The organism is Agrobacterium sp. FDAARGOS_525 (genome assembly GCF_003938925.1).
Classification (GTDB): Bacteria; Pseudomonadota; Alphaproteobacteria; order Rhizobiales; family Rhizobiaceae; genus Agrobacterium; species Agrobacterium pusense.
Genome location: NZ_RKIU01000006.1, coordinates 19621 through 45258 on the forward strand (window position 1 = coordinate 19621; position 25638 = coordinate 45258).

The window sequence follows — 25638 nt, forward strand, 5'->3', positions numbered from 1 at the left end:
ATGCTTTCAATAGCATTCGCTAGCTATCACATGCAGTTGTTAGCTATCGTATGCATGCGCTGTGTATCTCTGGATGTCATTTGCTAGCGTTTGCTAGCACGCTGAAGGCGCATCGAATCGACCGCCATAGATGCCCGCTGACAGCAAAGAAAAGCCTCGGATGAGGAATTGATCATCCGAGGCGTAAATCGGCTCTCTACGGCCTCCTATGGCCGTTTTAGCATTTTACCGTTTCTTTCTGTTCCGGTGCTTCTCCCAAACCCGGCTTTCAGAAATGATCTCAGATCGAGCCTGCTTCACCTTTTCAGTCCAGAGCATGTAATCCTCCGGAAGGCCGAAAAGGCGACGGTAATCGGCGGCCGTGATCCCATAGTGACGCAAGCTGCGGGTCATGACCTGAAAGCGACCACCGTCCAGCATCGAGACAACATAATCCTCGGTGCTCGCATTCTCGACGGAAACAAGCGGCTTCATGCGCGGCTTAGTCTCCATGCCATCCATCTGCTTCAACAGGCCTTCAAACTCCATGAGCATATAGCCCATGTGAGATAGAAGCGCCTGATATTCCGGTAAGACCAATGGAGTGTCGGGAGGGGAGGGGAGTTCGTTAGATTCTCGCGCAGCAATACGGCTCTCATGCTGTTCCAACTTGGCGACGAGCGCCTGATCGGCTTGAATGAGATTTGCGAACACAGACAGATCTTCCCTCAGAGCGAGCAGAGCATCCGCCATCCTCTGGCGAGTGCGCTGCTCAGCTCTCCTATCGCTTCCGGGCTTCGGACGAGTTTTTCGCTTAGAGCTGACGGTCTCCCCGGCAGCCATCTTCTCGGCACGCTTAGCTTCCGCTTTCTGCGAACGCTTAACGCGGGCACGCTCCTTGCGCTCTTTAACCTTCATGCCGAAGGAAGCCACACGAGCACGGCTCGTATCATTTGAGTCAGCGGACAAGTTATGCCCCATCTGGCCGGTAAGCGTCATTGGTGTTGCAGTCATCGGCTCGGTTAATTTCATCGAGTGCGGGTCCTTCTCTCGCACCCAAACAGGTACAGGTGTAATTTTGTTGCATGATGCGGCTCTCCATCCCCTTGGGGTTGTTTGTTATCGTTGTTCATTGCTTGAAAATAAGCTCCGCAGCTCATCTCTCACGAAATCTCCCAATGGAGCCACGGTCTCATAGAAGCGGCCAGTAACAGCCTGCCACGCCCGATAGCGCATGGCGAAAACGGTCATGAACAAGGGGGCCGAAAGGAGAAGGCCGCCGATGAACATCATGACCGACCCACGAAAGGCGCTGTAAAGCGCTGCGGCGGATACCAGAACGCAGGCGATCACAAACATCATGGTTGCCTGCCGGAGGAAATAATCACGCCTTTTCTCGGGCGAGTAGTGCAGGGTAGGCGCGTTCGCCTGCGCCAATGTGTTCAGAGTAATCACCGTCCCGCATTCAGGATGCGAACAACGGCGGCTCATAGGATCGTCAGCTACGGGTAACAGAACGCCGTCCCTGCCATGGAGCTGGCAATCGGGGCAGGCGGGGCGATCCGTTTTGAAAGCTTCGAGCGCCAGCTTGAGCGAATCAACGTGCTGGCGCTTTACCGGATTATTTGGTGCGAGAAAGCGGGCAAAACGATAAGTCCTGCGACCGGCGCGACGAATCCAGCCGTCCTTAGTTACATAGATTTCATCGGCCTCGTCGGCTTTTTCCGCGCGTTTGCGCCGGAGAGGATTCCACATTGTCATCTCGCCAGCTTATGAATGTGAAAGCGCACTATTGCAGAACAATCAATTCACTCCAAGTGTCGAGGCGGGAACCATCTAAAATTTCCTCGGGAGGAATGGTCCAATTAGCCGTCTCACCCGCATTGGAGATCGTGAGATTCAAGCCATTCGCGCTGAGAGAGAGCGTATTCCGGTCCCCGAGCGCATTGACGAACTCCGTCGAAACTGAGGGATCGTCAGGCTGTACATCGAATGTCAGCCCTTCGGTGCTTATAGCCCCGGCCTGCCTGCCCCAAAGAGAGAATAGGGTCTTAACCGGCTGAGGTGCAAAGGAATCATTCACCAAGGATATCAACCGTGGTGGCAGTGGTTCCCATTCAAGAAGCGGGCTAACGGCCGCCATCGCGCTATCCCTTCGTGTCGCAAAAGTCATCTAAACCCCTTATAGCATAATACTTTTCTAAAGCGTTCACAAGGCATGCAATATTGCTATTGCATGCGCATGCTATCTATATCATGCGCATGATCACAACAGCGTGTGCAAGGCTATACAATCAATCGCTGTACGTGTAATGCTTTTGGGTGATATAAATAGCTTGCAAATTGAACGAACGACATAGAAAAGATAGCGACACGAAATGCGATTTAAGAGCACGTTGGGGTTGAATACGGCGTAAGTCGTAGCATTGGAGGGATGATGGCTCGACGGCCGAAAGCAACGGCGGACGAGACAAACGTTCGAGAGGGGTTTGTGTGATTAGGCATGGAATAAGGACCCCGCACATGGGGTGATCGGCGTCCAAACGGGACCCCCATTTGCAATGGGGTTACAACAGCCTCCGGTTTCATCGGAGGCTTTTTGTTCGGATGCTTATTGTGGAAACAATTCTGAAGATACGGCGGCTAGCCCATGTTCAGGGCAAGTCGATCAAGGCGATCTGCCGGGAGTTGGGCATATCGCGGAAAGTGGTGCGGAAGGTTTTGCGCACCGATGAGACGGAGTTCAAATACGAACGGACCCGTCAACCTCAGCCGAAGCTCGGCCCCTGGCGCGGTCAGCTCGATGGAATGCTCCTCGCCAATGAGGCCAAATCTTCTCGCGAACGGCTGACACTGATCCGGATATTCGAGGACTTGCGCGACCTCGGCTACGAGGGCGGTTACGACACAGTCCGGCGTTACGCCCGAACATGGGCGAAGGAGCGCGGGTCCGTGACGGCGCAAGCCTATGTGCCGCTCTATTACGCGCCGGGCGAGGCCTACCAGTTCGACTGGAGCCACGAGATTGTCGTGCTGAACGGCGTGACGACGACGGTGAAGGTTGCGCATATCCGGCTCTGCCACAGCCGGATGATGTATGTGAGAGCCTATCCGCGCGAGACGCAAGAGATGGTCTTCGACGCCCATGACAGGGCGTTCGCTTTCTTCGGCGGGGCCTGCACGCGCGGCATCTATGATAATATGAAGACCGCGGTGGAGACGGTCTTCGTCGGCAAGGAACGGCAATACAATCGCCGCTTCCTACAGATGTGCAGCCATTACCTGATCGAACCGGTGGCCTGCACGCCGGCGTCGGGGTGGGAGAAAGGCCAGGTCGAGAACCAGGTCAATCTGGTGCGCGAACGCTTCTTCACGCCGCGACTGCGCTTCAAATCCTACGATGAACTGAATGGCTGGTTGCTGGACAAGTGCATCAGTTACGCCCGCGCTCATAAGCACGTCGATCAGACGGAGCGCACGATCTGGGAGGTGTTCGATGCGGAGCGGCCGCACCTGGTCGGCTATCCCGGCAAATTCGACGGCTTCCACGCTGTGCAGGCCTCGATCGGCAAGACCTGCCTCGTGCGTTTCGACAACAACAAATACTCGGTACTGTCTACGGCAGTCGGCCGCCCTGCCGAGATACATGCCTATGCAGATCGCATCGTCATCCGGCAGGATGGCGTGGAAATCGGCCAACACGATCGCTGCTTCGGCCGTGGCGAGACGATCTATAATCCCTGGCATTACGTGCCGGTCCTGACCCGCAAACCGGGAGCACTGCGCAACGGTGCGCCGTTCCACGACTGGGTTTTGCCCGCCGCCATGGAGAAGGTGCGCCGCCGGCTGAAGGCAATGCATGACGGCGACCGGCAGATGGTGTCGATCCTCGAATGCGTGGGCCTGGACGGGCTCCCCGCCGTCGAAGCGGCCTGCCAGGAGGCGATCGATCAGGGCGTGTTCTCGGCCGCCGTCATCATCAACATTCTGGCCCGCAAGCGTGATCCGCAGCCGGCCGCCATCCTTTCCATCCCCGATGCGCTTCGCCTGACCCATGAGCCTCTGGCCGACTGCGCCCGTTACGACAGCCTGAGGAGGGCAAGCTGATATGGAACGATCCCAAATCCTCGACATGATGGGCACGCTGAAGCTGTTCGGCATGCGTAGCGCCTATGACGAGATCATGGCCTCCGGCATCAAGCGACAGCACGAACCGCCGCGCATCGTCGGTGACCTGCTTCAGTCGGAGATCGCCGAGAAGCAAGCGCGCTCCATCAAATACCAGATCACCGTCGCCAAGCTGCCGCTGGCCAAGGACATCGACGACTTCGACTTCACCGACACGCCGGTCAACGAAGGCCTGGTGCGCCAACTCGCAACCGGGGCCTTCCTCGCCGAGCAGCACAATATCGTTCTGGTCGGCGGAACCGGCACGGGAAAGTCTCACCTGTCCATCGCCCTTGCTCGTGCTCTGATCCGCAATGGCGCACGCGGCCGCTTCTTCAACGTCGTCGACCTCGTCAATCGGCTCGAGACGGAGGCACGTAGCGGCAAACAGGGACGGCTGGCCGACTTCATCACCAGGCTCGACTTCGTCATCATGGACGAACTGGGCTATCTCCCATTTGCCCAGGCGGGCGGCCAGCTCCTCTTCCACCTCATCAGCAGGCTCTACGAGCGGACGTCCATCATCGTCACGACGAACCTGGCCTTCGGCGAGTGGCCGGCCGTATTCGGCGACGCCAAGATGACCGCCGCTCTGCTCGACAGGCTCACCCACCATTGCGAGATCGTGGAAACCGGGAACGAATCCTGGCGCTTTAAAAACCGCTCTCAAAGCTAAAGCCGAAAAGACAAACAACCCGCGCCCGCAGGCCCTTGCGCTAAATGGAGAGCCCCGGGCCTACGCGCGCTGACCCGATGCAACTAGAGGCAGGGGTCCCTTTTGGGAGCCGATAAGGGGTCCCGTTACGACGCCGATTGACAGGGTTTGAGAATTTCACCCTGAGATTGCCTGTTGGGCAATCAGAGAGGATGACGCGATTTACAACCCGTCATCGACTATCCGTGGGTGAACTCTTCACGTTCGGACTGAACGTGGCGAATGTGAAGCCTGACGGATCAGATCGGCGTATGATCGACTACGCGCGGTTGAATAACGAGTTATCGAACGGGGAGGGGGGTGTAATCGCTCATTCAGGGCGCTTCACGCTCACCGAAGCAAATCGGATACGAACGTTCCGCACTCTACACAATCTGTCGATGCCGTATCTTCTCGTGTATCTGATGAACGAAATCGACATAGGCCCTGCTGGAGAAGGCCGTCTCTGGATCGATTTCGAGACGATGACGATCATTCAAAGAGGCACTGACGCGGAAGTGCGCCGCCTACGCAACGGTTAGGCTGTGCGCACCATGCGAGCCTCAAAAGCTGCACGCCTAACGCTCTTGGGCGCATCCAGCTTCGGCAGCATGGACTGTGACGGCATATAGATCAGACCCGCATCCTCAATCACGTTATTCGACCGCATCCGACCGGCGAACTGGATAAGACCGGCTCGACCATGCTGGGCGAGATCGTCACGGATCAAGAGCAGGATTTTGCGGACGGTTGAACCTTTCAGTTTGGCGGTAGCGAATACTTCCCCTTCACCGTCAATCGCAATTGCGATTTCTACGTCAGGCTGGGGCCTGTCCGCCCTGACGATTTCGATACCATCGAGGACATCGGCCGGGCATGTGAACCGGATTGGCATTGTGTTGAGCTTAACGATACGCCGACCCTCGACGTTCTCCGCTCCCATGTTCTTGTGGACTACCATTCGGTTATCCTGCTCAACGATCAAATTGCCTTTCATCATAACCCTCACTTTCGAAGGCTGTAAGATGGTCTGGACTCGTCAGTCTTATCAATCTTTCCGGCCTCAATAAGATCGGCCATAGCGTCTCGAACCCGTTGCCCTGCCCGCTTGCGGTCAATGCCGAAAAGCTCCGCAAATGTCTCAGCAAAAACAGCCGATCTTGCTGCCCCGCCGTCCGACAAGAGATGCACAATCATATCCGCATCACGCCTGCGTTGGGAATTGGGATTCTTCCCGTCACGATAATCACCTTTAACACGCTCAAAAATTGCTTTCGCCTTTTCAAGCTCATGCGCTTCGCCGGTGTGCTTTACCGATTTTGCTGCCATTCTTTCCTGCCATACCAATGTTAAAAACACATGATGGCGAGCATACAAATCGCTGCATAGAATGGCAATGAGAAATGCTCCTATATGCGGCGATTAGGAGGTATTTGGCCCCCCATTATATCGCCCATTCTTGATTCCATTCAGCGGCCTTGGACTATCAATATTCCCCGACTTAGACGGCGCTGGGGCTACCATTTTTCCGTGACTGCTCTCAGCCTTTGATGCACCAAGCTCAAGCTTAAATGCGGCAGCTTTTGCGAGCGCTGATGCGAGCTTCATAACCGATTTTGGAGAGACAGCAGCAACGCTTTCACTACTGGGCTTAACAGGCAATGAGCCTCTGGCTTTACTCCTATTGCCGTATGCGACATGCGCAGTGGTCGCAGCCCTATGGCCCATCGCTCCGGCAACCTCGCCACGGGCATAATCAAGCGTTTTCTTTGCGTCGGCAGAAAACTGATGTCTCGCCTCATAAATACGAGTTCGAGACTGACCCTTGGTGATCGATCCAGCGGCCTTCAATTGTTTCTTTGCGTTATTGAAAGCGCGCCTGATATTCCCCCCGATCCGCTCCCAATCCGCGCCCATTAGATCGTTCAAGAGGCGGCGAATTGACTGAATCTGCTCCTGCGTCAAAATCTCCCAATTTATAATCAATTCGCGGTAAGGACCGTTGCCCGAAATTCCCGGTCGATACTTAGCGTTTTGAACGCGCAGAACATCCCCGTGAAGTTCTGCGCGCGCCCATTCGCACGGCCTTAATCCTACTATTGGACCCGCAATCAGCATGTCCGCAGCGATGCGTTTATTGCGCCCTTTTGGCGTGTTTCTTAACGCATCAACTAGACGCTTGGCCAGCGGTTGCGGCAGCTTCTTTGGAGGTCGTTTTGTTTTCAGTGGTGTGGGCTTGGTAGCGGCGAATAATCGAGTGAATAGCTCTGCTTCCTCGGAGCCATGATGCACGCCAATCCACCACTTGATTGCCGCGCGTAGGAAACGCCAACTCGACGCTGATAATTGACGACCACTGGCTGTCAAGACGCGGACGTATTCCGTCGCACTCGGAGAAACATTTTCCTCCGCTAGAACCCGGTCAAAACGCAGGCCAGCACGACGGTATGCGCGTTCTGTCCTAACTGCGAGTTCCATTCTATCCCCTACGTTTACGTATCGATGCAATAATGCACATATCATCCACAAGGCGGTTAATGCAAGCGCTGTTCGTTCATTGCGCGTGCAATATCATTATTGCATGTGGCTTTTTCGCGCTTTTCATTTTGAAAAATTGTGTGCATAACAATGTGTAATGCAGCTCATGGAGAGGTTTGAGAAATGCGATTTTCAGCAGCTATCGCTTTACTGGCGCTGGCACTTGCCGGATGCCAGACCACCGGGCAAACCAGCACAGATTCGTTCGTGAAGAAGACACTGGAAGAGAACCGCACGACACTTTCGGTTCCCAAGGTCGCCCCTCCCTCCGAAGAATACCCGCCTGCACCGGCAGACACCGCCAATTCCTGATGGGGCAGCTACATGGCTGACCGTCTGGTAACGGTCGCGGTCGATATCGGTTCACTCAGCACAAAGGCGATGGTAAGTGGAAAAGGTCACGCGCGGCGTGTCACGTTTCCAACCCGAATATCGCTGGGTGAGAGAGCACATAGCAGCGGCAGCGAATTGCCCTGTTATGTGGTTATCGGTGACGATATCGCCCGCGTCGGAGATCGATCAGAATATCGCGGTTTTGTGACGGGCGAGCTTGCCGGGGCATTGTCACCGCAGGAGAAGTTAGGCGCACTTCTATCCGCCGCCTTTTCCAAACTAGGCGAGCCTCAATGCGACGTTCTGATGGTGAATGTTTCAGAGCCAACGCTTACCCCATTTGCCGACAGCGTGCGGTATGCTCTTGAGACAGCCCGACCTCGTGCTAGCAACGTGATAAGCGCTGGCCGTATTGGGGTAATGGGGTCTGCAACAGCGCTTGCAGCGGATGTCCTTTTGGATATGCGTGGGGAGCCTGACGACAAATCGGTGCCCCCCGACGGTTTTCTGGCGTGTGTCGATTGTGGGGCGCGTGAATGGCGATATGCGCGTCTGAACTTATCAAAAGGATATCCTCTGCCAGAGGCTTCCGTCGCAGCAGATTTTTATGTCGAGCGCGCAGCCATCAGTGCCATTGAGGAACAGTTTGAAGAACCGGTAGTGGGCGTTTCGGAGACGATGGGATCACGTACCACCTTAGTCAGTGGAATCGAGCGTGACGTGACTGGTCTCATTGATGCCGCCCGCCATAAGGCATGGCGAGAGTTCGGGGCTTCATTCGTACAAAAAGCGCTCGGCGAGGAATGCAAACGTATCTATGCCGGAGGCGGACATGCGACGGCGCTTTCGACAGGAATGATTTCTAAGAAACACATTGATACGCGCGTTGCGAAACAATGTGAAATGAGTATAGTGCGAGGACTTCTCAAAAGCGGGAATCGTTGGGGCAGAGTAGTGGACTGATGGCGGCCGAGCAGGACAGCGAACCAATCGTGGTGACGATCTCTCCGGGTTATCTCGGTGAAACACTCCACGATTATGTCATGGGGCTTCCGCCTCTGCTGAGAGGCACAGAGATCGCGCGGCTGGCATTCGCCGGGTACAAGCGAGAGCATGCAAACGCACAGCGCCGTAAGAAGCCGAGCTTCGTCGCCGGTTCGGCGGTTATCGAGATGGTCGGAAGGAAGATTAAATGGGTCGGTTAGGCATTGTGATGGCGCTGGCGGCGAGCATTTCGGCGACGGCCTTGTCAGCAGCCAGAGCACAAGAAGAACAGTCGCCGGTTCGGCAGAACGTCTACTCCAACGTGCCGAATGCCGGAGCTGCGGCTTATCCCGCATATCCCGCTTATCCTACCTATCCGCCCGTCTACCCCGGATACCCGCCGATGGGCTATCCGCCCGTCTATCCCGGTTATCCTCCGATGGGCTACCCACCGGGCTATCCGCAGATGGATCAGGGGCCAACTGCACTTGGTCCCGGCATGCCGGGTCAAAGTGTTGTTCGCGATCCTTCTACCGGAGAAATGATCACCGCAGGGCAGGGGGCAGACAAACGGATCGAGGTTGATCCGGCGGTCAATCTTCGCGGTCAAACGCCGACATGGCGAGGGCCGCAGGTGCCTCCCGGTTCCGGTCTGGCGGGCCAAGGTCCAGCGCGTGACGAACTGGTGGAAAGGACGGCACGCACGGCCGGAATAAGGGATGGCTATGCGCAGGAAGCCGAGCGGATCAATGCGGCGCTCCTAAAACAGAGTGCATGGCTCGATAGCACGTATCCATTCGCACAGCTTATGATCAACAAGTATGTTGTGCCGCCTGTGGTGGTACTTACCGGAGATCGCGTCGAGAGAAACGGGCCGAATGTTCTCGACCTTACGCTCGGTAGGTTCGAGATCTATTCGCAGGCCCGGCTTACTGCACAACCCCCATCATGGCGCACCTATCTGCATATGCAGTCCGATCCCTACAACGGCATCGCCCTGCGGCCCCGCACTGAAAAGGATCAGAAGGTGTGGGACGGCTCTTACAAGAGCGGTCAGGCTGTTGGGATCAAGGAGGCGCGGGCTTATTTCGAGGAAGCCGAGCGCCGCATGCGCCGCGATTTTGAAGGAATGGTGCGCTTTCACGATCTAGCTCGGAAAGGCGCAATATCCCTTCCACAGACTGTTATGAACGGTAAGGCGCTCGTTGTGAGCCGGGACGGTCAGGTCGCTTTGCGCGGCTTGAAGCGCATTCAGCTCACCGTGTCACCCCGTTTCAAAGCTGGAGCTGGCGCAGATGCCTTCCCGGTGGGTTCGGCTGATGTGACAGTTCGGGGACTGGCACAAGCACCCCGAGCAACCAAATCATCGACCAAATAGGGGACCGGACATGGACCAGTATAATCCTGACGTTTCTCCTCTGGGCCTGTGGACTGGTGCACGTGACTTGTCGCAGGCCTACCGGATGACGGAATCGTCAGAGGACATCATGCGGGTCCTCGCCTATGCGGCCAAAAAGGGCTGTCAGGATGTGATCTTCCAGACTGGTTTGCCCATCATGATGAACCTGCGCGGTTCTTACATCGCGCTGACAGAGTGGACTTACGACAACTCCGATTTCATTCGAGCCGCAAAGCAGATCACGGGCGGCGGCGGTGATATCGAAATTCGCCTTGCAGGAGGCCGCGCGTTCAACAGGCGCATTGATGTCCGCGACCGCAGTGATCGAGACGAATATGGTGAGCCGAAGGTCTATCGCTTTCGCGTGAACGTCTCGGCTTGCTCTTATGGTGCCGGACAAGGCGGTCAGATGGTCTGCCGATACATTCCGGCTAACCCTCCTACCGTATCCGATATCCAGCTCGAAGAAGATATTATTGCGGAATCGACGCCTGAGATGGGGGCGGTGATTCTGTCCGGCCCAACTGGATCAGGAAAGACGACGACATTCGCGGCTCTCCTGCGCCGGGTAATGGAGGAAGACACCGCGATTGAAGGCAACGTTGTGACGCTGGAAGAGCCGATTGAGTTCCTTTTCGACTCGATTTCGTCACATCGATGCGTGATTGCCCAATCTGAAATTCCAACGCATTTTGAAAGCTTCGAAAAAGGCATTCAAGAGGCTATGCGCCGCGTGCCTCGGCTAATCGTGATTGGCGAGCAGCGAGATTACCACACGATGGCAGCAGCACAGGAGGCGGCCAATACTGGCCATGCCGTCTATACGACCGTCCACTCAAACACTGCCGCGTTGTCGATTCAGCGTATCGTCGGAAAGTTTCCGCGCGAACAGCAGAGTCAGGCTTTCGAGATGGCAGTGGCGACGACGCACATGGTTGTCTCTCAGGTGCTCGTCCGCAACCGGTCAGGCGGGCGCGTCTGCATGCGCGAGTGGGTGATCTTGGACGACGAAATTCGTCAAGAGCTGATCAAGGTAGGCTTCCTCGGATCATCTGGATATCTGTCGGAACTGATGCGATCCCGCAAAAGCGGAAAGTCGATGCGCGACAGCGTGCGCGAACGTTTCAAAGCCGGTGAGATTGATGAAGACGTGGCGCAGAAGGTGTTGCGGCGCTATGGCGTACCGCGCACTGACAGGGTGCTCTCATGATCAGCCTCACGCGGCGAGCATTTGTGGTCGGCGGGATCGGCACTGTCACGGTGGGTAGCATGCCATCTATGATAGCAGCCAATCCGCTCCCGCAGACGAGTGAAGAGCAGAAACTCGCTGCTGAAAAAGTAAACCGACTGTCGCCCGAAAGTGGGACAGACCAGATCCCCGAAACCGAAGAGTCATCAGAGTTATCGGCCGATGACAAGCGGCTACACGAGGAAGCAAAGAAGGCTGCACGGGAAGCCTCCGACCCGAGAACTCACGGTTTCGGCACCCTCCAGCTCTACCGGCAGGCGACCGGCGAGAGCATGGCGGTGAAATATCGGACGGAGGAAGGCTATTATCGAGATGCCCTTGCCGAGCTGTCATGGTTCTGGCGAGACGTGGCCGATGCAGATCAAGCGGTATGGATTGATCCTGCGCTGCTTGATTTTGTGTCATCGGTGCAGTCGACGATGGCGACGATCCACGGCTCCATGCTGCCCTTTATCCTGACCAGTGGGTATCGGACGCCAGTGCACAATTCCAGCATAGAGGGAGCGGCGCGAAATTCGCAACATCTCTACGGCCGAGCCGGTGACTTCAAGGTGCCGGGCTATCCCGCGCGCTCCATCGGGATAGCTGGACTTGCTTTCAAAGGTGGTGGAGTGGGGTTCTATTCGACTTTCACCCATCTCGACGTAGGAGAGCTGCGCTGCTGGCCGCGCGGCTGCAACAACATGGTGGCGCACAATGGCTGATGAGATCGTTAGTTACACGAGTGACAATTGGCGGTTCACTGGTGAGCCGCTGAATGGGATTCTCGGTTTGCATGGTACGGTGATGTTGATCGGGCCGACATTCATACTGTTCGGGATGATCTGGCAGTTCACCAAAATCAATTTATGGATGTTCTTTATCGCCTTTTGGGTGATTTACATTCTGCTCGCGATATATGCGAAAATTACCGGGTTCACACCGCGAGATACGCTGATGCGGTTGATTATCAGGCTCGGATTTCGGGGGAGATACCGCGTCTGATGCAGGCCTTGTCTCGTGAAGAGTTCGCTTGCTCGAATTTGTCGAGGCTCGTGGTTGAAGAAACCATAGGGAGTATCCTTGCCGCGCGTCAGCCCCCGTCACGGCCGGAGGATGAACCGGTGCATCTGCAAGAAGAGATGTTCAAGCGGATGATGCAAGGAGTTCTCGATAAATGCGAACCGGAAGTGCAGAAGGCGTCTGCGCTGGCGACCACGAGGCCGCCTTTCGGTAACACGTGCTCTGCCGTCTGGTGCAGTCCTGAATTTGCGCTACCGATCTTTATAGGCTTGGCGGCGGACGCGGCGCAGCAGCTCGGTGCCAATGGCCCGTCAAAGACGCTTTTCCGTTTCGAGATCGGTCTACAGCGGGGAGCACTCTTTGGAGTGGTTTTCCGTAAGGCTTCCTTCTTCGCAGCTTCCCGTGAACGGGATGCCGTGGCGCTCGCCTTCGCGCAGATTCTGGCCCACTCAGTTCGTTCGGCCTTAATGATGCCGGGAGAGGCTGCTCGCGGGCTGCGGTACGCATTGTCGCTTGCTGGTCGCCTTCCTTAACGTCAGTTCATCGGAAGGAACCGGCTCACTATGGAGTATCCACAGTAGGAGATTTTATATGCGAAGATTTAAAGCGGAATGGGTTGAAGCTCCACAGGTCACGAAGACTGAGAATAACCTATTTTCATCTAAAACAATAAAATTGCCTCAAGTTAATATGAGACTATTCCTCAATGCTATTGAAGATTGCTATGAGTCTGATTCAAAACTATCTCGTGTAATTTCATGCTCTTGCGATACGGCGTGTGAAGAGCTGGATTGATGCGATGAACAGCCAGGCGGTTGCTGAGGCGATGGTTTGTTCGAAGTCCTTGGCGAGACGTCGGTTGCGGCTGAGCCATGCGAAGGTTCGTTCCACCACCCAGCGGCGCGGCAGCACCTCGAAGCCTTTCGCGGCGTCGGACCGCTTGATGATTTCGATGGTCCATTTGCTCTTTCCGATCTTGCGCAGTGCCTCCCGGAGCTTGTCACCGGCATACCCACCATCGGCGAAGACGTGCCGCAGCCACGGGAAGCGGCGGATTATTTCGGCGAGGACGAACGGTGCCCCGTCGCGATCCTGGATGTCGGCGGTGTGGATCACAGCATGAACCAGGTTGCCGTCTGTGTCGGTCAGGATGTGGCGCTTGCGCCCCTTGATTTTCTTGCCCGCATCGTAGCCCCGAGGCCCGCCGCTCTCGGTGGTTTTGACACTCTGGCTGTCGATCACTCCTGCACTGGGCGACGCTTCGCGCCCTGCCGCTTCCCGGCCGATCAGAAGCAGAGCATGATTGAGCGAAAGCCACAGACCATTGTCGCGCCACAGGTAGAACCAGCGTCGTACCGTCGAGACCGGAGGAAAGCAGGGCGGCAACATCCGCCAAGGCAGCCCTCCGCGCAGCAGATACAGGATCGCCTCGACGATGCGCCGCAGCGGCCACTTCCGCGGACGCCCAACCTGTGAAGGCTGCGGAAGAAACGGCTCCAGCACGGCCCATTCCGCGTCAGTCAAATCGCTTGGCAAAGTCAGCTGTGCACGGGCATACTGCGCCCGAGTGGTGTCGGTCCACATCGTCGAACTCCGGAAGTTTGTTGCAAAACCCCGTGAATCAGCGACTTGGGATGGCGTCAAGCTAACCCGCTGACACCACTCAACTTAATTTCGGATCAGGCTCTATGGCGATTTTGATGAAGCAGGATATGATATTGTGAATACGATGGTAGCCGGTAATGGCGCTATTATAATTGGCAAGCGTCGCGACAGGTCATGACCTACGGCAGACTAGAAATATCCGTTTCGCGAAGCAATTGGTCCATGGTGAGTAATGGTGCCCGCATCGCCTTCGCATAGGCGTAGTGAAAGCAGTCGAAATTGCTGAGATGGCGCTTGCCGATGCCGTGTTGCTCGGCGACCGCGACCGCGTATTGCAGGACACGGCGCGGCGATCCGGGTTCCCGCAGCCGGATATTACGGGCTTCCAGCCATTCGACCACCGCCCCCTCGGCCGCGCTGTAGGGGCAATCGAGCTGATCGGGGCGTGAAAGAACGATAATGGCTTCCCATGCTGCGAGGACGGACGTGAACGGGGCCTTTGCCTCGATCAAGGCGGTTTCATATGCGTCGGCGCTGTCCTCGCCAGCCATCATTGAAACTATAGCGCAGGCATCAACGAACATTACTTGCCCTCGCTGAGATCATGGTCAAGATCGTGATAGGCTTCCGGTGGCACCGGTTTGCGGTTAGGCTGGAAAGACAAGCCGCGTTTTGCGAGAATTTTTCTCGCCGTCTCTCGGGGCGTCTCAGTGTGCATCCGCTTGGCGATGGTTTCGCGCAATGCAGTGATCACCGCATCCGTGATGCTGGACTTGTCGATCTTGGCCAATTGACGAGCCAGCTTGTCAGCATCCTCATTCCGAATGTTCAAAACCATGATTGTGTAGCTCCGAGCGTGTAGCACACTTTACGCTCGCGTGTAGCTTATTACAAGCAATTTGGCGATTGGGCGGATGCTGCGTTATACAGTGTTTTCTCTTTACACTTGACAATGTAATTTTTCCAGCGCCCTTTAGTGAGGCAGGAGCCGTTTTCCGGCCGGAGTGGGCAGTTGATAGGAGGGATTTTCATGGCAATGCGCCCGAATCGCAGGCAATCCGCGAAGTCTGGTAACAGCGAATCGCGGCCCGACCGTCCAGCCATGCTGGGCAATGTCGCTCTCCAAGTCGAGAGCTATTCCGCAAAAGACAACATCGTTACGGTCACGGGAAAGAATGTCGTGACTGGTGCCCCTTTGACAATTGGCCTGATGTCACCGGCTCGCGCCGCGAACATCATGAAGGCCGGAATTGACGATGACCGTGAGCGTGTCGAGATATGGGCGCAACGTTTGTCAAATCAGGTAGGCTTGGACAGATTCGCCGATCCGAAGGATGATAAGTTTTACGTCAAGCCGGGTGGCGTGCTGCAACTGACCAATGTGCGGCTCGATTTTTCTGACAAGAACTACTATGCCCAAACGGCATTCGGCTTGGTTCCAGACCCGGATTCCAAGGCTGTCTTGAGCGGGACGATCAGCTTGCAGAAGTTCGAGAATGGCTCGATGCGTCTCCAAGTCTATCAGCCTGACGCGGCCGTGGCGCTCGATCCCGCCGATCAGGCGAAGACCCGATCCGCTATTTCTGCGGCCTTTGACCCAAAATCACCAGTGGGCGACGGACTGATGACGCGTACTTTGATGGTCACTGTCTCCCAGCCGAATGAGCGTGGGTACATTGATTTCAACACCTATTTCGCACGCTCTTTCAGCTATGAGGTTGGCACCGGGGATTATCGTCTGTCCTCGAATTTCGGTGACACTCTCGACCGGATGACCCTTGATAAAAAAACTGGCATCGCGATGACGGTTCTTGCGTCAGTTGCGGGCGTACCCTTCGAGAAGATCGCTTCGCGGATTGCTGACGGGCCGGAGCGGGGTGATATCGAGAAGACCCTTCGAGATTACTACGAGGGAGTGAAGGCCGAAGGCGTGAAGGTCTCCATTACGCCGGGCTACACAGTGCCCTTTCTCAAGGCGGCAGAAGAGCACATCGCCAAGCGGGAAGAGATGTTCGCGAATGAAGTCTTCCCCGGCGTGGTTTCCGTTGCAACCCGCCGCGCCGATGGGGAAATGATGGAACGTCCGGCAGCAACGTCCGTTATGGCGAGCAAGGCGCTTCCCAAGCAGCAGCCAGAAAATCCGCCCGAGCTGACAAAGGTTGCTGAACGCGCGCACCGAACCTTGCATGGTATCGAGTTCAAGCGGCCGGATGCCCCTGCGGAATCAAAGAAGACTGCCGAGAAGAGCGCAGAAGCGACTTTGAATCGCGGTCCTTCGCTGAACTTCTAACACCGGGAGGCGTCGATGCCTTCGGTGGTTCTCCCCATACTCGCGAAGGACAATATCGGAGCGGCGTATATCCCGCGCGCGTCGCGTATGCACGCGGGCAATAGTGACCTTCTGATCGTCGTGAACACGGATACCGGCGTGCGGCCTGTTGAGGCTGCATTAAAGGAATACAACGTCCCGATCCTGAATATGATCAAGACGGACGTGGCCACGGCCTTTGTCGTTCGGCCCCCTGATGATCTACGTGCCACTGATTTGTGGTCGCGGATGGGAGTCAGCGCCTCCAATCTTGGTGAACGCGACAGGACTGTCGATCTGGACGATCATGTCGTTCTGATGCGCAGATTCCGCGATTGCCTGAACGGTGCGGGGCTGGCGGCGATGGAAACGCCGCGCCGTATCGGCATGAATCTCGCCGGGTCGGTGGTTTATGAGACGATTGGCGGCCGTGTAGCCGTCAATATGGAAAATCAGCCGCACTATGAGTATGACCGTCTTCCAGACGGGCGGGAGAAGGGCGTTTATCGGGATCGTTTCCTGCGGGCTATCAGCCCTGTTGATCTACGCGGCTGCGCCGAGGGGATCGCCCGCGCGATAGCCACTGGTGAGCAATTCGACCGCAGGAAACTCACGGCGCTTCATTCCGACATCGTAGCTAACCCCAACCAGCAGAGCCTCAACCTCTTCGCATTGCAGGAGGAAATCGAAGCATCGCTTGTGGTGCAGGCGGCGAGACTGGCGGGACAGGGGATCGGGCTTCGCGAGATCGCTCGCGAGCTTAATGACCGCGTAGCGGCCCATGCCGAACGGACGGCAGGCCGCCTCCGGCTGCAACAGTATTCTACGCCGCTGCCCATCGGCGCGGTTGCGGCGGACATTCTCCGGATTCGCCGCGATGATCTGGTGCTCGAACCGACTGCGGGCAACGGAGCGCTTGCCATTGGCGCGGCCGTGGCTGGCGCCCGTGTCGAGGGTTTTGAAATCGATGAAGATCGCGCAGCACGCGGGACAAGGACGCTTCGGGAAGCTGGCGCGTCCGCAGTATCGATCAGTGCCCGCGCATTTCCATTCAAGGGGGAGAATGCGGAGGGCAGAAATTACGACGCCGTACTGGCGAACCCGCCTTTCGAAGGCTTGAAGCAAACTGTAGAGACTGATCGGCATGGCCGAAAGCTGGCAATTAACCGGCTCGATCACCGGATCGTCTATGACTCTCTGGAGTTCTTGAAGGCCGATACCGGCCGTGCTTTCCTCGTGCTGCCCGGTGAAATGAAAACCGAAGGCAAGCTGGAAGGTGCGCTCGACAGCTTCAATCGATATCTGCACGCAACTTTCGAGGTTGCCGGTGCGGCGATGCTAGATGGCCGCCTGTATCGGAAATCGGGAGCTGAGTTTCCAGTCATTCTGTATGCTTTGGGACCAAGGCTCGAAGAGCCTATGTCTGGCGAAGCGGTTAAATCGCTTCCGGCAGAGCTGCCTTATCTGCGGACGACGGATGAGTTGTTCGCGTGGGGCGACACCGCCAGAGTGGCCATGGTCGAGATCATGGAACGTCGCGGTGTTTGGTCGGCCGAAGAGATTGCACAGGAAGAAGCGGCAGCTCGTGCAGCGCCGCTGGAGGCGCAGGAGCCGAGCCCAGCCACCCCACCGAAACCGCGACAACGGCGGTGGTTCCCCCGGCCAGCATCTGTTGAATCATCCGGTATTGGACGGAGCAGGTCTGCTGGTGAGCATGAAGGCGGCCGGAAGCAAGAAACGCCTACCTCTCCGGTGTTAGATGGCCCTGTTGCGGGCGTAGCGCCTAGACCATCCCCGGATACGGCGGAGCTTAGCCCGGCATCGGCGGGGTCTTCCGGCAGTCCGGTGCCGGAGGAAGCTGTTTCGCCGCAGCCTTCGGCTGATTCAATTCCCGCAACGGAGGAGGGGCCAGCAACGCCGCCGATCTTTGCGGCGTCGATGCCGGATGATCTGGACGAGGAAGAAAGCTTCGCCATCACACCGGAAGTGCTCATTGATGACATCGTTTTCGATAACGATCCTTTCCAAGTCACTTATGAGCCTGCCTCGAAAGTGGGAGGCCCGCTGCTCAAGATCCAGAAGGCGCTTGCCGCTCCCGTCGCGGAAGCGCTGGCCGATCTTGAGCGAGTACGGGGGCCGATTGATTCCTTTGTGGCAGATCAGCTCGGCGTGCCCGAAGGAGAACTTGGCACTCTCCTGCACGCGGGGCAGGTGGATGGCGTCGGCCTTGCTCTGCACAAGGCACTTACTGCGAAGTCGGTTATCATTGGCGACCTGATGGGCGTGGGCAAAGGCCGCCAGCTCGCGGCCCTGACGCGCGCTGCCTTAAAGGAAGATCGGCCGGTGCTATTCTTCACGGATAACCCGGCCCTTTTCACGGACTTTGTTGCGCGAGACGTGGCGACGGTACTGCGTACCCGTCCCGCCGATCTCGGCGAGCATATTCGGCCCTACATCGTCAACAGCACGCCAGACGCTTCCATCATCGATCCAGAGTTCGAGGGGGTCCGGCGCGGAGCGCACGGTTATGTTTTCAAGGCGGGGAACGCCGCTTCCAAAAAGGGCAAGGAAATCGACAGCTCGATCAATATGATCCTGTCGTCGTATTCTCAGCTAGGCGCTGTTGGTCGAGAGGCAAAGCTCGAAGCTATCATCGAATGGTTGAAGCGGCAGGACAGGCCGCCGCTCCTGATGATGGATGAATCACACAAGGCTGCTGGCGAAGCATCGAATGTCGGGCGCATGATGCAATCGCTTGTCGAGCATGTGACCGAGCTGGGCGGATCGGTTGCCTATTCGTCGGGCACTGCGCTGAAAGGCGCGCGCAATCTACGGGTCTATGGTTCGGCGCTGCCGGATGTCGGCTTGCCGACTGACAGGCTTGTGGAGCTGATTGAGCAAGAGCCACTTGCCCTGCAAGAAGCTCTGTCCTTTGAAATGGCGCGCGGTGGTGCCCTGATTGCCCGCGAGCTGGACAATACGAACGTGGCGCGCGAGACGCTTTCGCTACAGGACATTGATCCTAATCGCTATGCTCAGGTTCTTGAGAAGGTCGATCTTTTTGCGAACCACATGGCTGAGCTTCTTGCACTCGGCCGGGAGGTCAAGGCGTGGTCGCAGGAGCGAGAGCGTGAGCTTGAAAATCTGGTGAAGGAAACAGCTCATTCGGATTCAGAGCGCCAGCGGGCGCTTGGTCTCGTGAATGTTCACTATCAGTCGCCTGCGTCGCGGTTCCACCATCTGTCGAATTATCTCACGCTCGCCATCAATGGCGTGTTTCTGGAAGATATGGTGCTGCGCTCGATCAGCGAGGGGCGAAAGCCCGTGATCGCGGTTGCCAACACAGGGGACGCGCTATTGCGCGATCTGATCAGCCAGCAGATCGAAGAAACACTGTCAGGCGATGACGAGGTAGCGGTTATCGCTCCGGGCGGCGAAGTCCGCCTGTCGGAGAAGCCGCATCTTGGTCATGTCGTCAAGCGGATGGCCGACCGGCTCCTCACGGTAAAGGAATCAAACGGGTTCGGGGTGACAGTCGATATACGTTTGGAGGAATACGAGGGCTGGCTTGTGGACTTTAATCGGCGGGTCGATGAAGCCGACTTCTCGATGTTGTCACTCTCTGTGATCGATGACTTGTCGGCAGCTCTCGAAAAGCACGGCCTCACACTTGGCGAGATCACAGGGCGGTCCTACACCATTCGGCAAACCGATGATGGTGGGTATGTTGCCACCTCGCGGCAAAAGCCGCTCAAGCATGATGTCGTCTCTGCCTTCAACAACGGTCGGGCTGACGTTCTGTTGTTAAACCAATCAGCCGCAGTCGGTCTTTCGGCGCACTCATCACCCGCAGTTGGCTACGATGTCCGGCCTCGTGAGATGATCAAAGCTCAGATGCAGGCGGATGTGGCGCAAGAACGCCAAATCGACGGGCGCATCAATCGGGTAGGGCAATTGCATCCGCCGCTCTATACGATCCCACAACAGGGCCTTGCATCATCAGACCGCTTGGCGCAGCTCTTCAATCGCAAGAATCGCTCGCTCACTTCGGCGAGCACTGCCACCCGCGAGAATGAGTCGAACATAAGCGAAGCACTCGATCTCCTCAATGAGGTCGGCCAGTTTGTCTCATTCGAGTATCTTTCGAACAATCCCGACATCGCGGAACTGCTCGACATCAATATCGATGTTGATATCGATCCAGAGAAAATCAGGAGCGGCTTTTCGGAAAAACTGATGGGACGAATGATCGCGCTGCCCACTGGAATGCAGCGCGCGATCATGGGCGAACTGGATACAGCGTTTCAGATGCGTGTAGGCCTATTGGACGCTCTCGGAGAGAACCCGTTACGACTGCGGGAGTATGACTGGAAAGCGCAGGTCGAAGAAGTTCGTCAGTTGATCGCGGGCGACAAGGCCGCCGAACGCATGTCTGAGCGCTCGCTTGTCCTCAACAAGATCACTTATCGCGAGGCGGTGAAGCCTATCCGGACTGCGGGCGTTGACGAAGCGATAGTTCGCGGCGAGGGCCGCATGGTTGACGAGATCACCAGACGCCGGATCACGGTCGAAGAGCGTATTGACGAGGTTGCCCCCGGCACTCTCGGTAAGGATGTCTCCTTTGCTGACGCCATATTTGATCGCCTGATGAACCGTGCCGCCGATCTGCGTAGCCTCGGAGCACAAGAGCATAGCGTCGAAAAGGCTGCGGAAGTCTGGTCGCGGCGAGCTGCCGTGGAGGCGGCCGGAGATGCCAAGGGCTTCGATAAGATGGTGATCGAGGCCGGTAATAAGGTTCTATTCCTTCGCGAGATCGCTCCGCTCTTAGAGCCAGGTGCTATTGTCGCTGTAAATCCGTCAACCATTGGCCGCCTCCGTGAAACATCGCTGTTTCAAGCAGCAGTAGATTACATCGAGGGCACGAGCTTTGCTGACGGGGAAATCGCGATACCGGCCGTCATAACAGACGTGCGGTTCGATGAAGAAAAGGCGCTGAATCTTGGCGCGTGGGACATTCGTCTGGCTATTCCGGGCGAAGAGCGCTTGATCGATCTTCCTCTGGCAAGCGCATTCGCGGCTTCCGAAGAGGCGAGGCTAAAGGGTGAAGATGCTTGGGTGCTTACGGCGGCCCAGCTCAACGACAATGCTCTCGGTCTGATGAAGGAGATCGCTCCAATGTGGTCGGAGATTCTGACCGAGGCACTTCATTCGACCGGTGGCCAGCTCCATGCCGAGGCCGCCGACGATCTCCTACATCCGGCAAAATTCGGAGACGGTTCCGCCGAAGCCCAACTGATGGAAGCCCTGATCGAGAACGTTGCTGGCGGGCATGTGGCTCGCACCCGCTATGCGGTAGAGGGCAACCTTTTCGCCGCCGTATCGGCCCTTGCCGGAAAACGGATGGGCGAAAAGGCAATGTACACGGACGAGAACGGCACAATCCGCCACTGCTACCTGCTGAAAAAAGACGGGCACAAGAAGGTGATCGAGCGGCTGGGCAAGAGCATCGCGAGCCGCGTTTCCTATGTGAAGCCGGATGAGGAAAGGGTCCGGGCGCTGCTCGATGCATTCAATGCCATGTCGCAGGGCCTCGGACTTGCGCCCATCGAGCAAACCAAGGCTCTGACCGATTATTATCTCCCGCATCTGATACGAGATATTCAGATGCGGCTCACGGACCAGAATGTCACTGTGGAGCCATCCGATCTCAAATCGGCGCTGGAACCTTTAATCGCCGATCTGCATGTAGAGTTCGTCAAGGCAGTCCGCGAGTTGGGAGCCGTGAATACCGGGCTTTTCGTCGGCTCTGATCCCTTTGGCGATCCAAACGAAAAGATGTTCAGCACCTGTTGCGCGTTGCGCGTTCGTGAACGCGGCTCAGACGGGGAAAGCACCTTTTCAAATTATCATGATCCATCTGGAATTGCCCGCCTTGCCTCGGCTGTTAGCGAGGCTGGGGCATTCGCGGCTTACAGGGGCAATTCCTATGATATGGTCGTAAAAGCAAAGAATCACCTTTGCGACAAGAAATTGAATGGCATGGCCGCAGAATGGAACAACCGCGGGATATCGGGAACCACGCTCCGGCACGCCACTGTTGGAAGGACCTCGGGGGATTACAGCGAGATCGCGCGCATGATCTGCCAAGCCTCACTCGATCCAAAGCTTGGCTCGGGGATGGTGGGAATCAAAGGCGCTCTGGTTGCGTACAACGATCTCGCGCAAGTCACGGCACGTCACCTTGCGGCTGAACTGACGGCGGACAAGGCGGCAAAAACGGAGCTGGAAACGACTGTTTCTCGCTCCGCAAAACAGGATAACTCGGCATCTTCTATGATGTCGGTGGGAATGTGAAATGGCGCGAGTATCAGTGGGATTTGACAAATTTCACATTCTCGCGTCACATTCGCATGAATGTGTAACGAGTCTTAGTGATTTGGGAATGTTTGGATGAAATAGGGCTAGAAAAGCAAAAGCCCCTCTCGCGGGTTTAAATCGCGTTCGGGGCTTTGTGTGAGAGATTAAAAACCAATCCGATCTTCGGATAAGCCAAAACCTCTTCCGTTCTGTCACCATGGAAGATAGCGGCTTCTCCGAGGAATGCAAGGGTTTTTGCCTTTCACAGGCTGATTTGGCCCCACAATTTGGTGGGACAGAAATGGACGAAAACCCAGCTTGGAGAGGCCCAGCAGGCCTTTCAAACTTCAACGCGAATGAGATCGTCGGCCGACTGCCAACGATTGCGGCTGTCGATTCACTGATGCGAGACCTTTGGGGCCGCTACACCGGGGCACCCGGTGAAGACGAGATCGCGGAGGCGCTCTCAAGTGCTGCTGCGGTCCGCCGCCAAGAACTGCGGGATCTGGCGCAAGCCGGAGCAGCAAAGCGATTGGCGCGGCGATTTCCGCCGCCGCTGCCGAGCATATCCAAGACACTTCCAGAAAAGCGCGTTGCTGCCGGGCGGCGTAGAGAACTGGCCGATTTTCTGGTGCATCAGATGCCGCTTGCCTTTATCGAGCGGCTCCCTAAATGCTCGTCCGCCCGCGCCGTGCTCGCCGTCATTTGCAGGTTGAGCGCACGATCACGAAACCGTTGCGATGCGTCTATCAACACAATTGCGGAAATGGCGGGGGTTTCCCGATCTTCCGTCAACCAGTCCTTGAAGCTACTGACCGAACTTCGGCTGATCTGCATCGACTCGGGCCGACTAAGAGGAACTGTCTCTGTGATCAGGGTTTTGGCCTCGCCGTTGGAAAAGCTAGTCGCCTATTGCCGTAACCGATTGCGCGGCTGGAAGCGGTATCGCTCCGAAAATGCGCCCGAACAGCTCTCTTTTTTTGAGGGGGGTGTGCAAAAATACAGCCAGAAAGAAGATTCATATAATTCATATCATTCTGGAACGCCTGTGAAACCTGAACCGTCCAATGGGCTTTCGAGAAGGATAAAGGCCTCAGCCACAGCGATAATGTCACAGGTATGTGATGTTGGCCGTCTAAGGCCTTCTGCCCGTAGCGCTTAGCGCAAATCCGGGCATTTTTGGCTGATTAGGCGCTTTTCCAACGGGAAGCGCGTCGTATTCGCTTGCCCTGCGAACTGTCGCGCGCGCCATCGTGGACGGTTGCAAAAGCGATTGGCCTTTTTGGAAATTATGCAGTATTTGTTTGTGTGAAAATCATGTGTATCATCACGAAGCGGTAAATCGTTATGACGCAGAGCAGAAGAGACAACGGACAAATTAGCGAGCTGAGAGCAAGCGTTTTGCTCCCTGTTTTCGAGCACTATGCGTCAGAGCGACGGGAACGTGGCTTAAACGTCGAGGCTACGGTCGCCGCCGATCTGCTTGCCAGCATTTGCTCGCATCAGAACGTGAAGATCGCACTGACCGCTGTGAGCGCGTGGCAATCGCGCGTGGGCTAAATGGAGAGGGTGATGCAACGAATTGGAGTTGTACTCGGGGGCGCTCTGCTGGCGGCTGTTATGTATGCCGCGCCAGCGTCGGCGCAATCTACAGGTTGTGGCATTCAGCAGGCTGCGGATTTGGCCGTCCAACGTCAGATTGCCTTGCTCGATGCGGCCAAAGTGGACTCATCGCAATACTTCAATGGGGCAAACTCGTGCCTTGGATCGAGCCTCCTCAATTCCTTCGATCTATCGAACCTGATCCCAACCAGCTTCGATTTCTTGGGCAATATCGGGTCGCAGTTGATCGACCAGATTATTCAGCAGGCAACCCAACAGGTTTGCCAAGTGTTGAACAATCAGCTCCAGAACATAGTCGGCAAGATCAACAATCAGATGTACTCGTTCGATTCGGCTATCGGATCACAGATGTCGGATTTGCTCGGCGGCTCTGGTTCGAGCATTAGCCCGATCAATATCCCAAATCTTCCGAATATTGGTCAGTACACCTTCACGACTTCGACCGTCTCCGGCTCTGGCTCTCCAACGCAGCCCATCTTCACGCCGCCAGCAGGCAACTCGGGCAGCAACGGCACCAATTCGGGCGGCGGGACAGCACCGGACCTGTTCAACAATATGTTCGCCCCGGCGGGCGCGAATAGAGGCTGATCATGGTTTCGCGCTCGACACTGGCCCTCCTGACAGTGCTTACGACCGCCGTGACGGCGGCCGATACTGCGCATGCCTCCATGGAAACGTGGATCACTTCATTCGAGCGTTTCATGAGCGGCCTGAAAGTTCATGACAAGCAAAGGTCGGCTTCGCAGCGGCAGACCCAGCAAGTCATCAGGAAAAGTGACGAGGCGGCTGTCAACGCTGAGTTGGCGCAAGAGCAAGCTTTCCGGGTCGCCGACATCAAGAACCGCTATGGTTACGAGTACGGACAGGGTGAGCATGCGTGCACTGTCACGGCTAGCCTAAATGGCATGTCGGGAACTGCCAGAAGCCAAGACAAGATGCTCGCAGCATTCTCTACATCAGAGGCGAACTATATCAGCAAAGGCGGCAATGCCGCTGCCAACATGAAAAACTCGATGCTAAAGCGCGTCGGACATTATTGCACCGAGCAGGAACGGGCGGTCCTCGGCGAGACCTACTGCCAAGCGAGCTACAGCAACGAGCGAAATGCGGGCGATTCCAACGCCGGAGCCTTCCTCTTCAATCGCAATTACGGAGCCGAAGAGGTCGTTACGGCTGGTGATTATGTTGATGTGCTCGCTCCTTATCCGACGATAGAGCCGAACCCGCAGGACAGCGGCGCTCAGGTCAGATTGATCGATGCGCGCCGCCGCGCGGCTCTCATGTCAGGTGCGCGTTCGGTGATGATGGGTGTTGCAGTTTCCGGCATGGGAGGCGACAGGCAATGAAAAACTGGCGGAAACTGGCACTGGCAGGATCGGTCCTCTTGCCCAGCCTGATGA

The 25638-nt window shown here is 56.5% G+C and carries 26 protein-coding genes; 16 read left to right on the plus strand and 10 right to left on the minus strand.

From position 1 onward, the window contains the following. Positions 1 to 225: 225 nt before the first annotated feature. The 3 genes from EGT36_RS28145 to EGT36_RS28155 form a co-directional block, all read right to left on the minus strand. Entirely contained in the window at positions 226 to 1011 is a 786-nt protein-coding gene (locus EGT36_RS28145; protein WP_125271593.1) for a MucR family transcriptional regulator, read from the minus strand. 87 nt (positions 1012 to 1098) lie between these two features. Then, positions 1099 to 1734, minus strand: coding sequence for a hypothetical protein (locus tag EGT36_RS28150; protein ID WP_125271594.1), 636 nt, complete (start codon positions 1732 to 1734; stop codon positions 1099 to 1101). A gap of 34 nt (positions 1735 to 1768) precedes the next feature. Continuing rightward, positions 1769 to 2152: a hypothetical protein gene (locus EGT36_RS28155; protein WP_210211246.1), complete on the minus strand. Its 384-nt coding sequence runs from the start codon at positions 2150 to 2152 to the stop codon at positions 1769 to 1771. A 434-nt stretch (positions 2153 to 2586) separates the two neighbouring features. Between EGT36_RS28155 and istA the strand changes: the two genes are divergently transcribed. The 3 genes from istA (at position 2587) to EGT36_RS28170 (ending at position 5382) form a co-directional block, all read left to right on the plus strand. Beyond that, positions 2587 to 4086: an IS21 family transposase gene (gene istA, locus EGT36_RS28160; protein WP_052821263.1), complete on the plus strand. Its 1500-nt coding sequence runs from the start codon at positions 2587 to 2589 to the stop codon at positions 4084 to 4086. Between the two features lies 1 nt (position 4087). Then, the gene (istB, locus tag EGT36_RS28165; RefSeq protein ID WP_003501246.1) at positions 4088 to 4822 is read left to right on the plus strand and encodes an IS21-like element helper ATPase IstB; all 735 of its coding nucleotides are present in this window, start codon (positions 4088 to 4090) and stop codon (positions 4820 to 4822) included. 290 nt (positions 4823 to 5112) lie between these two features. Further along, complete coding sequence (locus EGT36_RS28170) at positions 5113 to 5382, plus strand: hypothetical protein (RefSeq protein ID WP_125271596.1); 270 nt, start codon at positions 5113 to 5115, stop codon at positions 5380 to 5382. On the opposite strand, the gene EGT36_RS28175 is transcribed toward EGT36_RS28170, so the two are convergent. From EGT36_RS28175 to EGT36_RS28185, 3 genes are all read right to left on the minus strand, one after another. Next, positions 5379 to 5801 (minus strand): hypothetical protein, encoded by a 423-nt coding sequence (locus EGT36_RS28175; protein ID WP_125271597.1) that lies wholly within the window; start codon positions 5799 to 5801, stop codon positions 5379 to 5381. The two genes, EGT36_RS28170 and EGT36_RS28175, sit on opposite strands and share 4 nt — an antisense overlap. Positions 5802 to 5845: 44 nt before the next feature. After that, positions 5846 to 6169, minus strand: coding sequence for a hypothetical protein (locus tag EGT36_RS28180; RefSeq protein WP_125271598.1), 324 nt, complete (start codon positions 6167 to 6169; stop codon positions 5846 to 5848). Positions 6170 to 6262: 93 nt separating this feature from the next. Continuing rightward, entirely contained in the window at positions 6263 to 7318 is a 1056-nt protein-coding gene (locus EGT36_RS28185) for a hypothetical protein (RefSeq protein WP_125271599.1), read from the minus strand. Between the two features lie 183 nt (positions 7319 to 7501). Between EGT36_RS28185 and EGT36_RS28190 the strand changes: the two genes are divergently transcribed. Genes EGT36_RS28190 through EGT36_RS28225 form a run of 8 tightly spaced genes read left to right on the plus strand, consistent with a single transcriptional unit; the run spans position 7502 to position 12878 of the window. After that, entirely contained in the window at positions 7502 to 7690 is a 189-nt protein-coding gene (locus EGT36_RS28190) for a hypothetical protein (RefSeq protein ID WP_125271600.1), read from the plus strand. A 12-nt stretch (positions 7691 to 7702) separates the two neighbouring features. Beyond that, positions 7703 to 8674, plus strand: coding sequence for an acetate and sugar kinases/Hsc70/actin family protein (locus EGT36_RS28195; RefSeq protein WP_125271601.1), 972 nt, complete (start codon positions 7703 to 7705; stop codon positions 8672 to 8674). Further along, positions 8674 to 8916 (plus strand): hypothetical protein, encoded by a 243-nt coding sequence (locus EGT36_RS28200; RefSeq protein ID WP_125271602.1) that lies wholly within the window; start codon positions 8674 to 8676, stop codon positions 8914 to 8916. Before EGT36_RS28195 ends, EGT36_RS28200 begins: the two co-directional genes overlap by 1 nt. Then, positions 8904 to 10073 (plus strand): type IV secretory system conjugative DNA transfer family protein, encoded by a 1170-nt coding sequence (locus EGT36_RS30715; RefSeq protein WP_172965738.1) that lies wholly within the window; start codon positions 8904 to 8906, stop codon positions 10071 to 10073. The genes EGT36_RS28200 and EGT36_RS30715 overlap by 13 nt, the downstream gene beginning before the upstream one ends. Before the next feature lie 10 nt (positions 10074 to 10083). Next, positions 10084 to 11304, plus strand: coding sequence for a type IV pilus twitching motility protein PilT (locus EGT36_RS28210; RefSeq protein WP_125271603.1), 1221 nt, complete (start codon positions 10084 to 10086; stop codon positions 11302 to 11304). After that, positions 11301 to 12047, plus strand: coding sequence for a YcbK family protein (locus EGT36_RS28215; protein ID WP_125271604.1), 747 nt, complete (start codon positions 11301 to 11303; stop codon positions 12045 to 12047). Before EGT36_RS28210 ends, EGT36_RS28215 begins: the two co-directional genes overlap by 4 nt. Continuing rightward, positions 12040 to 12327, plus strand: a complete 288-nt coding sequence (locus EGT36_RS28220; RefSeq protein WP_125271605.1) for a hypothetical protein — start codon at positions 12040 to 12042, stop codon at positions 12325 to 12327. The genes EGT36_RS28215 and EGT36_RS28220 overlap by 8 nt, the downstream gene beginning before the upstream one ends. Further along, positions 12327 to 12878, plus strand: a complete 552-nt coding sequence (locus tag EGT36_RS28225; RefSeq protein ID WP_125271606.1) for a hypothetical protein — start codon at positions 12327 to 12329, stop codon at positions 12876 to 12878. Before EGT36_RS28220 ends, EGT36_RS28225 begins: the two co-directional genes overlap by 1 nt. A 223-nt stretch (positions 12879 to 13101) precedes the next feature. Here EGT36_RS28225 and EGT36_RS28230 read toward each other — a convergent pair whose 3' ends face one another. The 3 genes from EGT36_RS28230 to EGT36_RS28240 form a co-directional block, all read right to left on the minus strand. Continuing rightward, entirely contained in the window at positions 13102 to 13929 is an 828-nt protein-coding gene (locus tag EGT36_RS28230; protein ID WP_067489441.1) for an IS5 family transposase, read from the minus strand. A gap of 200 nt (positions 13930 to 14129) precedes the next feature. Next, positions 14130 to 14534 (minus strand): type II toxin-antitoxin system VapC family toxin, encoded by a 405-nt coding sequence (locus EGT36_RS28235; protein WP_125271607.1) that lies wholly within the window; start codon positions 14532 to 14534, stop codon positions 14130 to 14132. Next, a complete protein-coding gene (locus EGT36_RS28240; RefSeq protein ID WP_172965739.1) occupies positions 14534 to 14788 on the minus strand; it encodes a type II toxin-antitoxin system VapB family antitoxin in 255 nt (84 codons plus the stop codon). Before EGT36_RS28240 ends, EGT36_RS28235 begins: the two co-directional genes overlap by 1 nt. Before the next feature lie 192 nt (positions 14789 to 14980). On the opposite strand from EGT36_RS28240, the gene EGT36_RS28245 reads away from it, so the two are divergent. Beyond that, positions 14981 to 16240 (plus strand): hypothetical protein, encoded by a 1260-nt coding sequence (locus EGT36_RS28245; protein WP_125271608.1) that lies wholly within the window; start codon positions 14981 to 14983, stop codon positions 16238 to 16240. 561 nt (positions 16241 to 16801) lie between these two features. Here EGT36_RS28245 and EGT36_RS30720 read toward each other — a convergent pair. After that, on the minus strand, positions 16802 to 17566 hold the full coding sequence (locus tag EGT36_RS30720; RefSeq protein WP_172965740.1) for a hypothetical protein: 765 nt from the start codon (positions 17564 to 17566) through the stop codon (positions 16802 to 16804). Between EGT36_RS30720 and EGT36_RS28250 the strand changes: the two genes are divergently transcribed. From EGT36_RS28250 to EGT36_RS28265, 4 genes are all read left to right on the plus strand, one after another. Continuing rightward, complete coding sequence (locus tag EGT36_RS28250; RefSeq protein ID WP_172965741.1) at positions 17510 to 22612, plus strand: strawberry notch-like NTP hydrolase domain-containing protein; 5103 nt, start codon at positions 17510 to 17512, stop codon at positions 22610 to 22612. The genes EGT36_RS30720 and EGT36_RS28250 overlap by 57 nt on opposite strands. Before the next feature lie 220 nt (positions 22613 to 22832). Then, entirely contained in the window at positions 22833 to 23777 is a 945-nt protein-coding gene (locus EGT36_RS28255; protein WP_125271610.1) for a helix-turn-helix domain-containing protein, read from the plus strand. 410 nt (positions 23778 to 24187) lie between these two features. Beyond that, the gene (locus EGT36_RS28260; protein WP_125271611.1) at positions 24188 to 24826 is read left to right on the plus strand and encodes a hypothetical protein; all 639 of its coding nucleotides are present in this window, start codon (positions 24188 to 24190) and stop codon (positions 24824 to 24826) included. Positions 24827 to 24828: 2 nt separating this feature from the next. Then, entirely contained in the window at positions 24829 to 25584 is a 756-nt protein-coding gene (locus tag EGT36_RS28265; RefSeq protein ID WP_125271612.1) for a hypothetical protein, read from the plus strand. Positions 25585 to 25638 lie beyond the last annotated feature (54 nt).

Coding starts and splice junctions, on each gene's coding strand:
- EGT36_RS28145 (WP_125271593.1), bottom strand. CDS start 1,011: ATGAAATTAACCGAGCCGATGACTGCAACACCAATGACGCTTACCGGC.
- EGT36_RS28150 (WP_125271594.1), bottom strand. CDS start 1,734: ATGTGGAATCCTCTCCGGCGCAAACGCGCGGAAAAAGCCGACGAGGCC.
- EGT36_RS28155 (WP_210211246.1), bottom strand. CDS start 2,152: ATGACTTTTGCGACACGAAGGGATAGCGCGATGGCGGCCGTTAGCCCG.
- istA (WP_052821263.1), top strand. CDS start 2,587: ATGCTTATTGTGGAAACAATTCTGAAGATACGGCGGCTAGCCCATGTT.
- istB (WP_003501246.1), top strand. CDS start 4,088: ATGGAACGATCCCAAATCCTCGACATGATGGGCACGCTGAAGCTGTTC.
- EGT36_RS28170 (WP_125271596.1), top strand. CDS start 5,113: ATGATCGACTACGCGCGGTTGAATAACGAGTTATCGAACGGGGAGGGG.
- EGT36_RS28175 (WP_125271597.1), bottom strand. CDS start 5,801: ATGGTAGTCCACAAGAACATGGGAGCGGAGAACGTCGAGGGTCGGCGT.
- EGT36_RS28180 (WP_125271598.1), bottom strand. CDS start 6,169: ATGGCAGCAAAATCGGTAAAGCACACCGGCGAAGCGCATGAGCTTGAA.
- EGT36_RS28185 (WP_125271599.1), bottom strand. CDS start 7,318: ATGGAACTCGCAGTTAGGACAGAACGCGCATACCGTCGTGCTGGCCTG.
- EGT36_RS28190 (WP_125271600.1), top strand. CDS start 7,502: ATGCGATTTTCAGCAGCTATCGCTTTACTGGCGCTGGCACTTGCCGGA.
- EGT36_RS28195 (WP_125271601.1), top strand. CDS start 7,703: ATGGCTGACCGTCTGGTAACGGTCGCGGTCGATATCGGTTCACTCAGC.
- EGT36_RS28200 (WP_125271602.1), top strand. CDS start 8,674: ATGGCGGCCGAGCAGGACAGCGAACCAATCGTGGTGACGATCTCTCCG.
- EGT36_RS30715 (WP_172965738.1), top strand. CDS start 8,904: ATGGGTCGGTTAGGCATTGTGATGGCGCTGGCGGCGAGCATTTCGGCG.
- EGT36_RS28210 (WP_125271603.1), top strand. CDS start 10,084: ATGGACCAGTATAATCCTGACGTTTCTCCTCTGGGCCTGTGGACTGGT.
- EGT36_RS28215 (WP_125271604.1), top strand. CDS start 11,301: ATGATCAGCCTCACGCGGCGAGCATTTGTGGTCGGCGGGATCGGCACT.
- EGT36_RS28220 (WP_125271605.1), top strand. CDS start 12,040: ATGGCTGATGAGATCGTTAGTTACACGAGTGACAATTGGCGGTTCACT.
- EGT36_RS28225 (WP_125271606.1), top strand. CDS start 12,327: ATGCAGGCCTTGTCTCGTGAAGAGTTCGCTTGCTCGAATTTGTCGAGG.
- EGT36_RS28230 (WP_067489441.1), bottom strand. CDS start 13,929: ATGTGGACCGACACCACTCGGGCGCAGTATGCCCGTGCACAGCTGACT.
- EGT36_RS28235 (WP_125271607.1), bottom strand. CDS start 14,534: ATGTTCGTTGATGCCTGCGCTATAGTTTCAATGATGGCTGGCGAGGAC.
- EGT36_RS28240 (WP_172965739.1), bottom strand. CDS start 14,788: ATGGTTTTGAACATTCGGAATGAGGATGCTGACAAGCTGGCTCGTCAA.
- EGT36_RS28245 (WP_125271608.1), top strand. CDS start 14,981: ATGGCAATGCGCCCGAATCGCAGGCAATCCGCGAAGTCTGGTAACAGC.
- EGT36_RS28250 (WP_172965741.1), top strand. CDS start 17,510: ATGAAAACCGAAGGCAAGCTGGAAGGTGCGCTCGACAGCTTCAATCGA.
- EGT36_RS28255 (WP_125271610.1), top strand. CDS start 22,833: ATGGAAGATAGCGGCTTCTCCGAGGAATGCAAGGGTTTTTGCCTTTCA.
- EGT36_RS28260 (WP_125271611.1), top strand. CDS start 24,188: ATGCAACGAATTGGAGTTGTACTCGGGGGCGCTCTGCTGGCGGCTGTT.
- EGT36_RS28265 (WP_125271612.1), top strand. CDS start 24,829: ATGGTTTCGCGCTCGACACTGGCCCTCCTGACAGTGCTTACGACCGCC.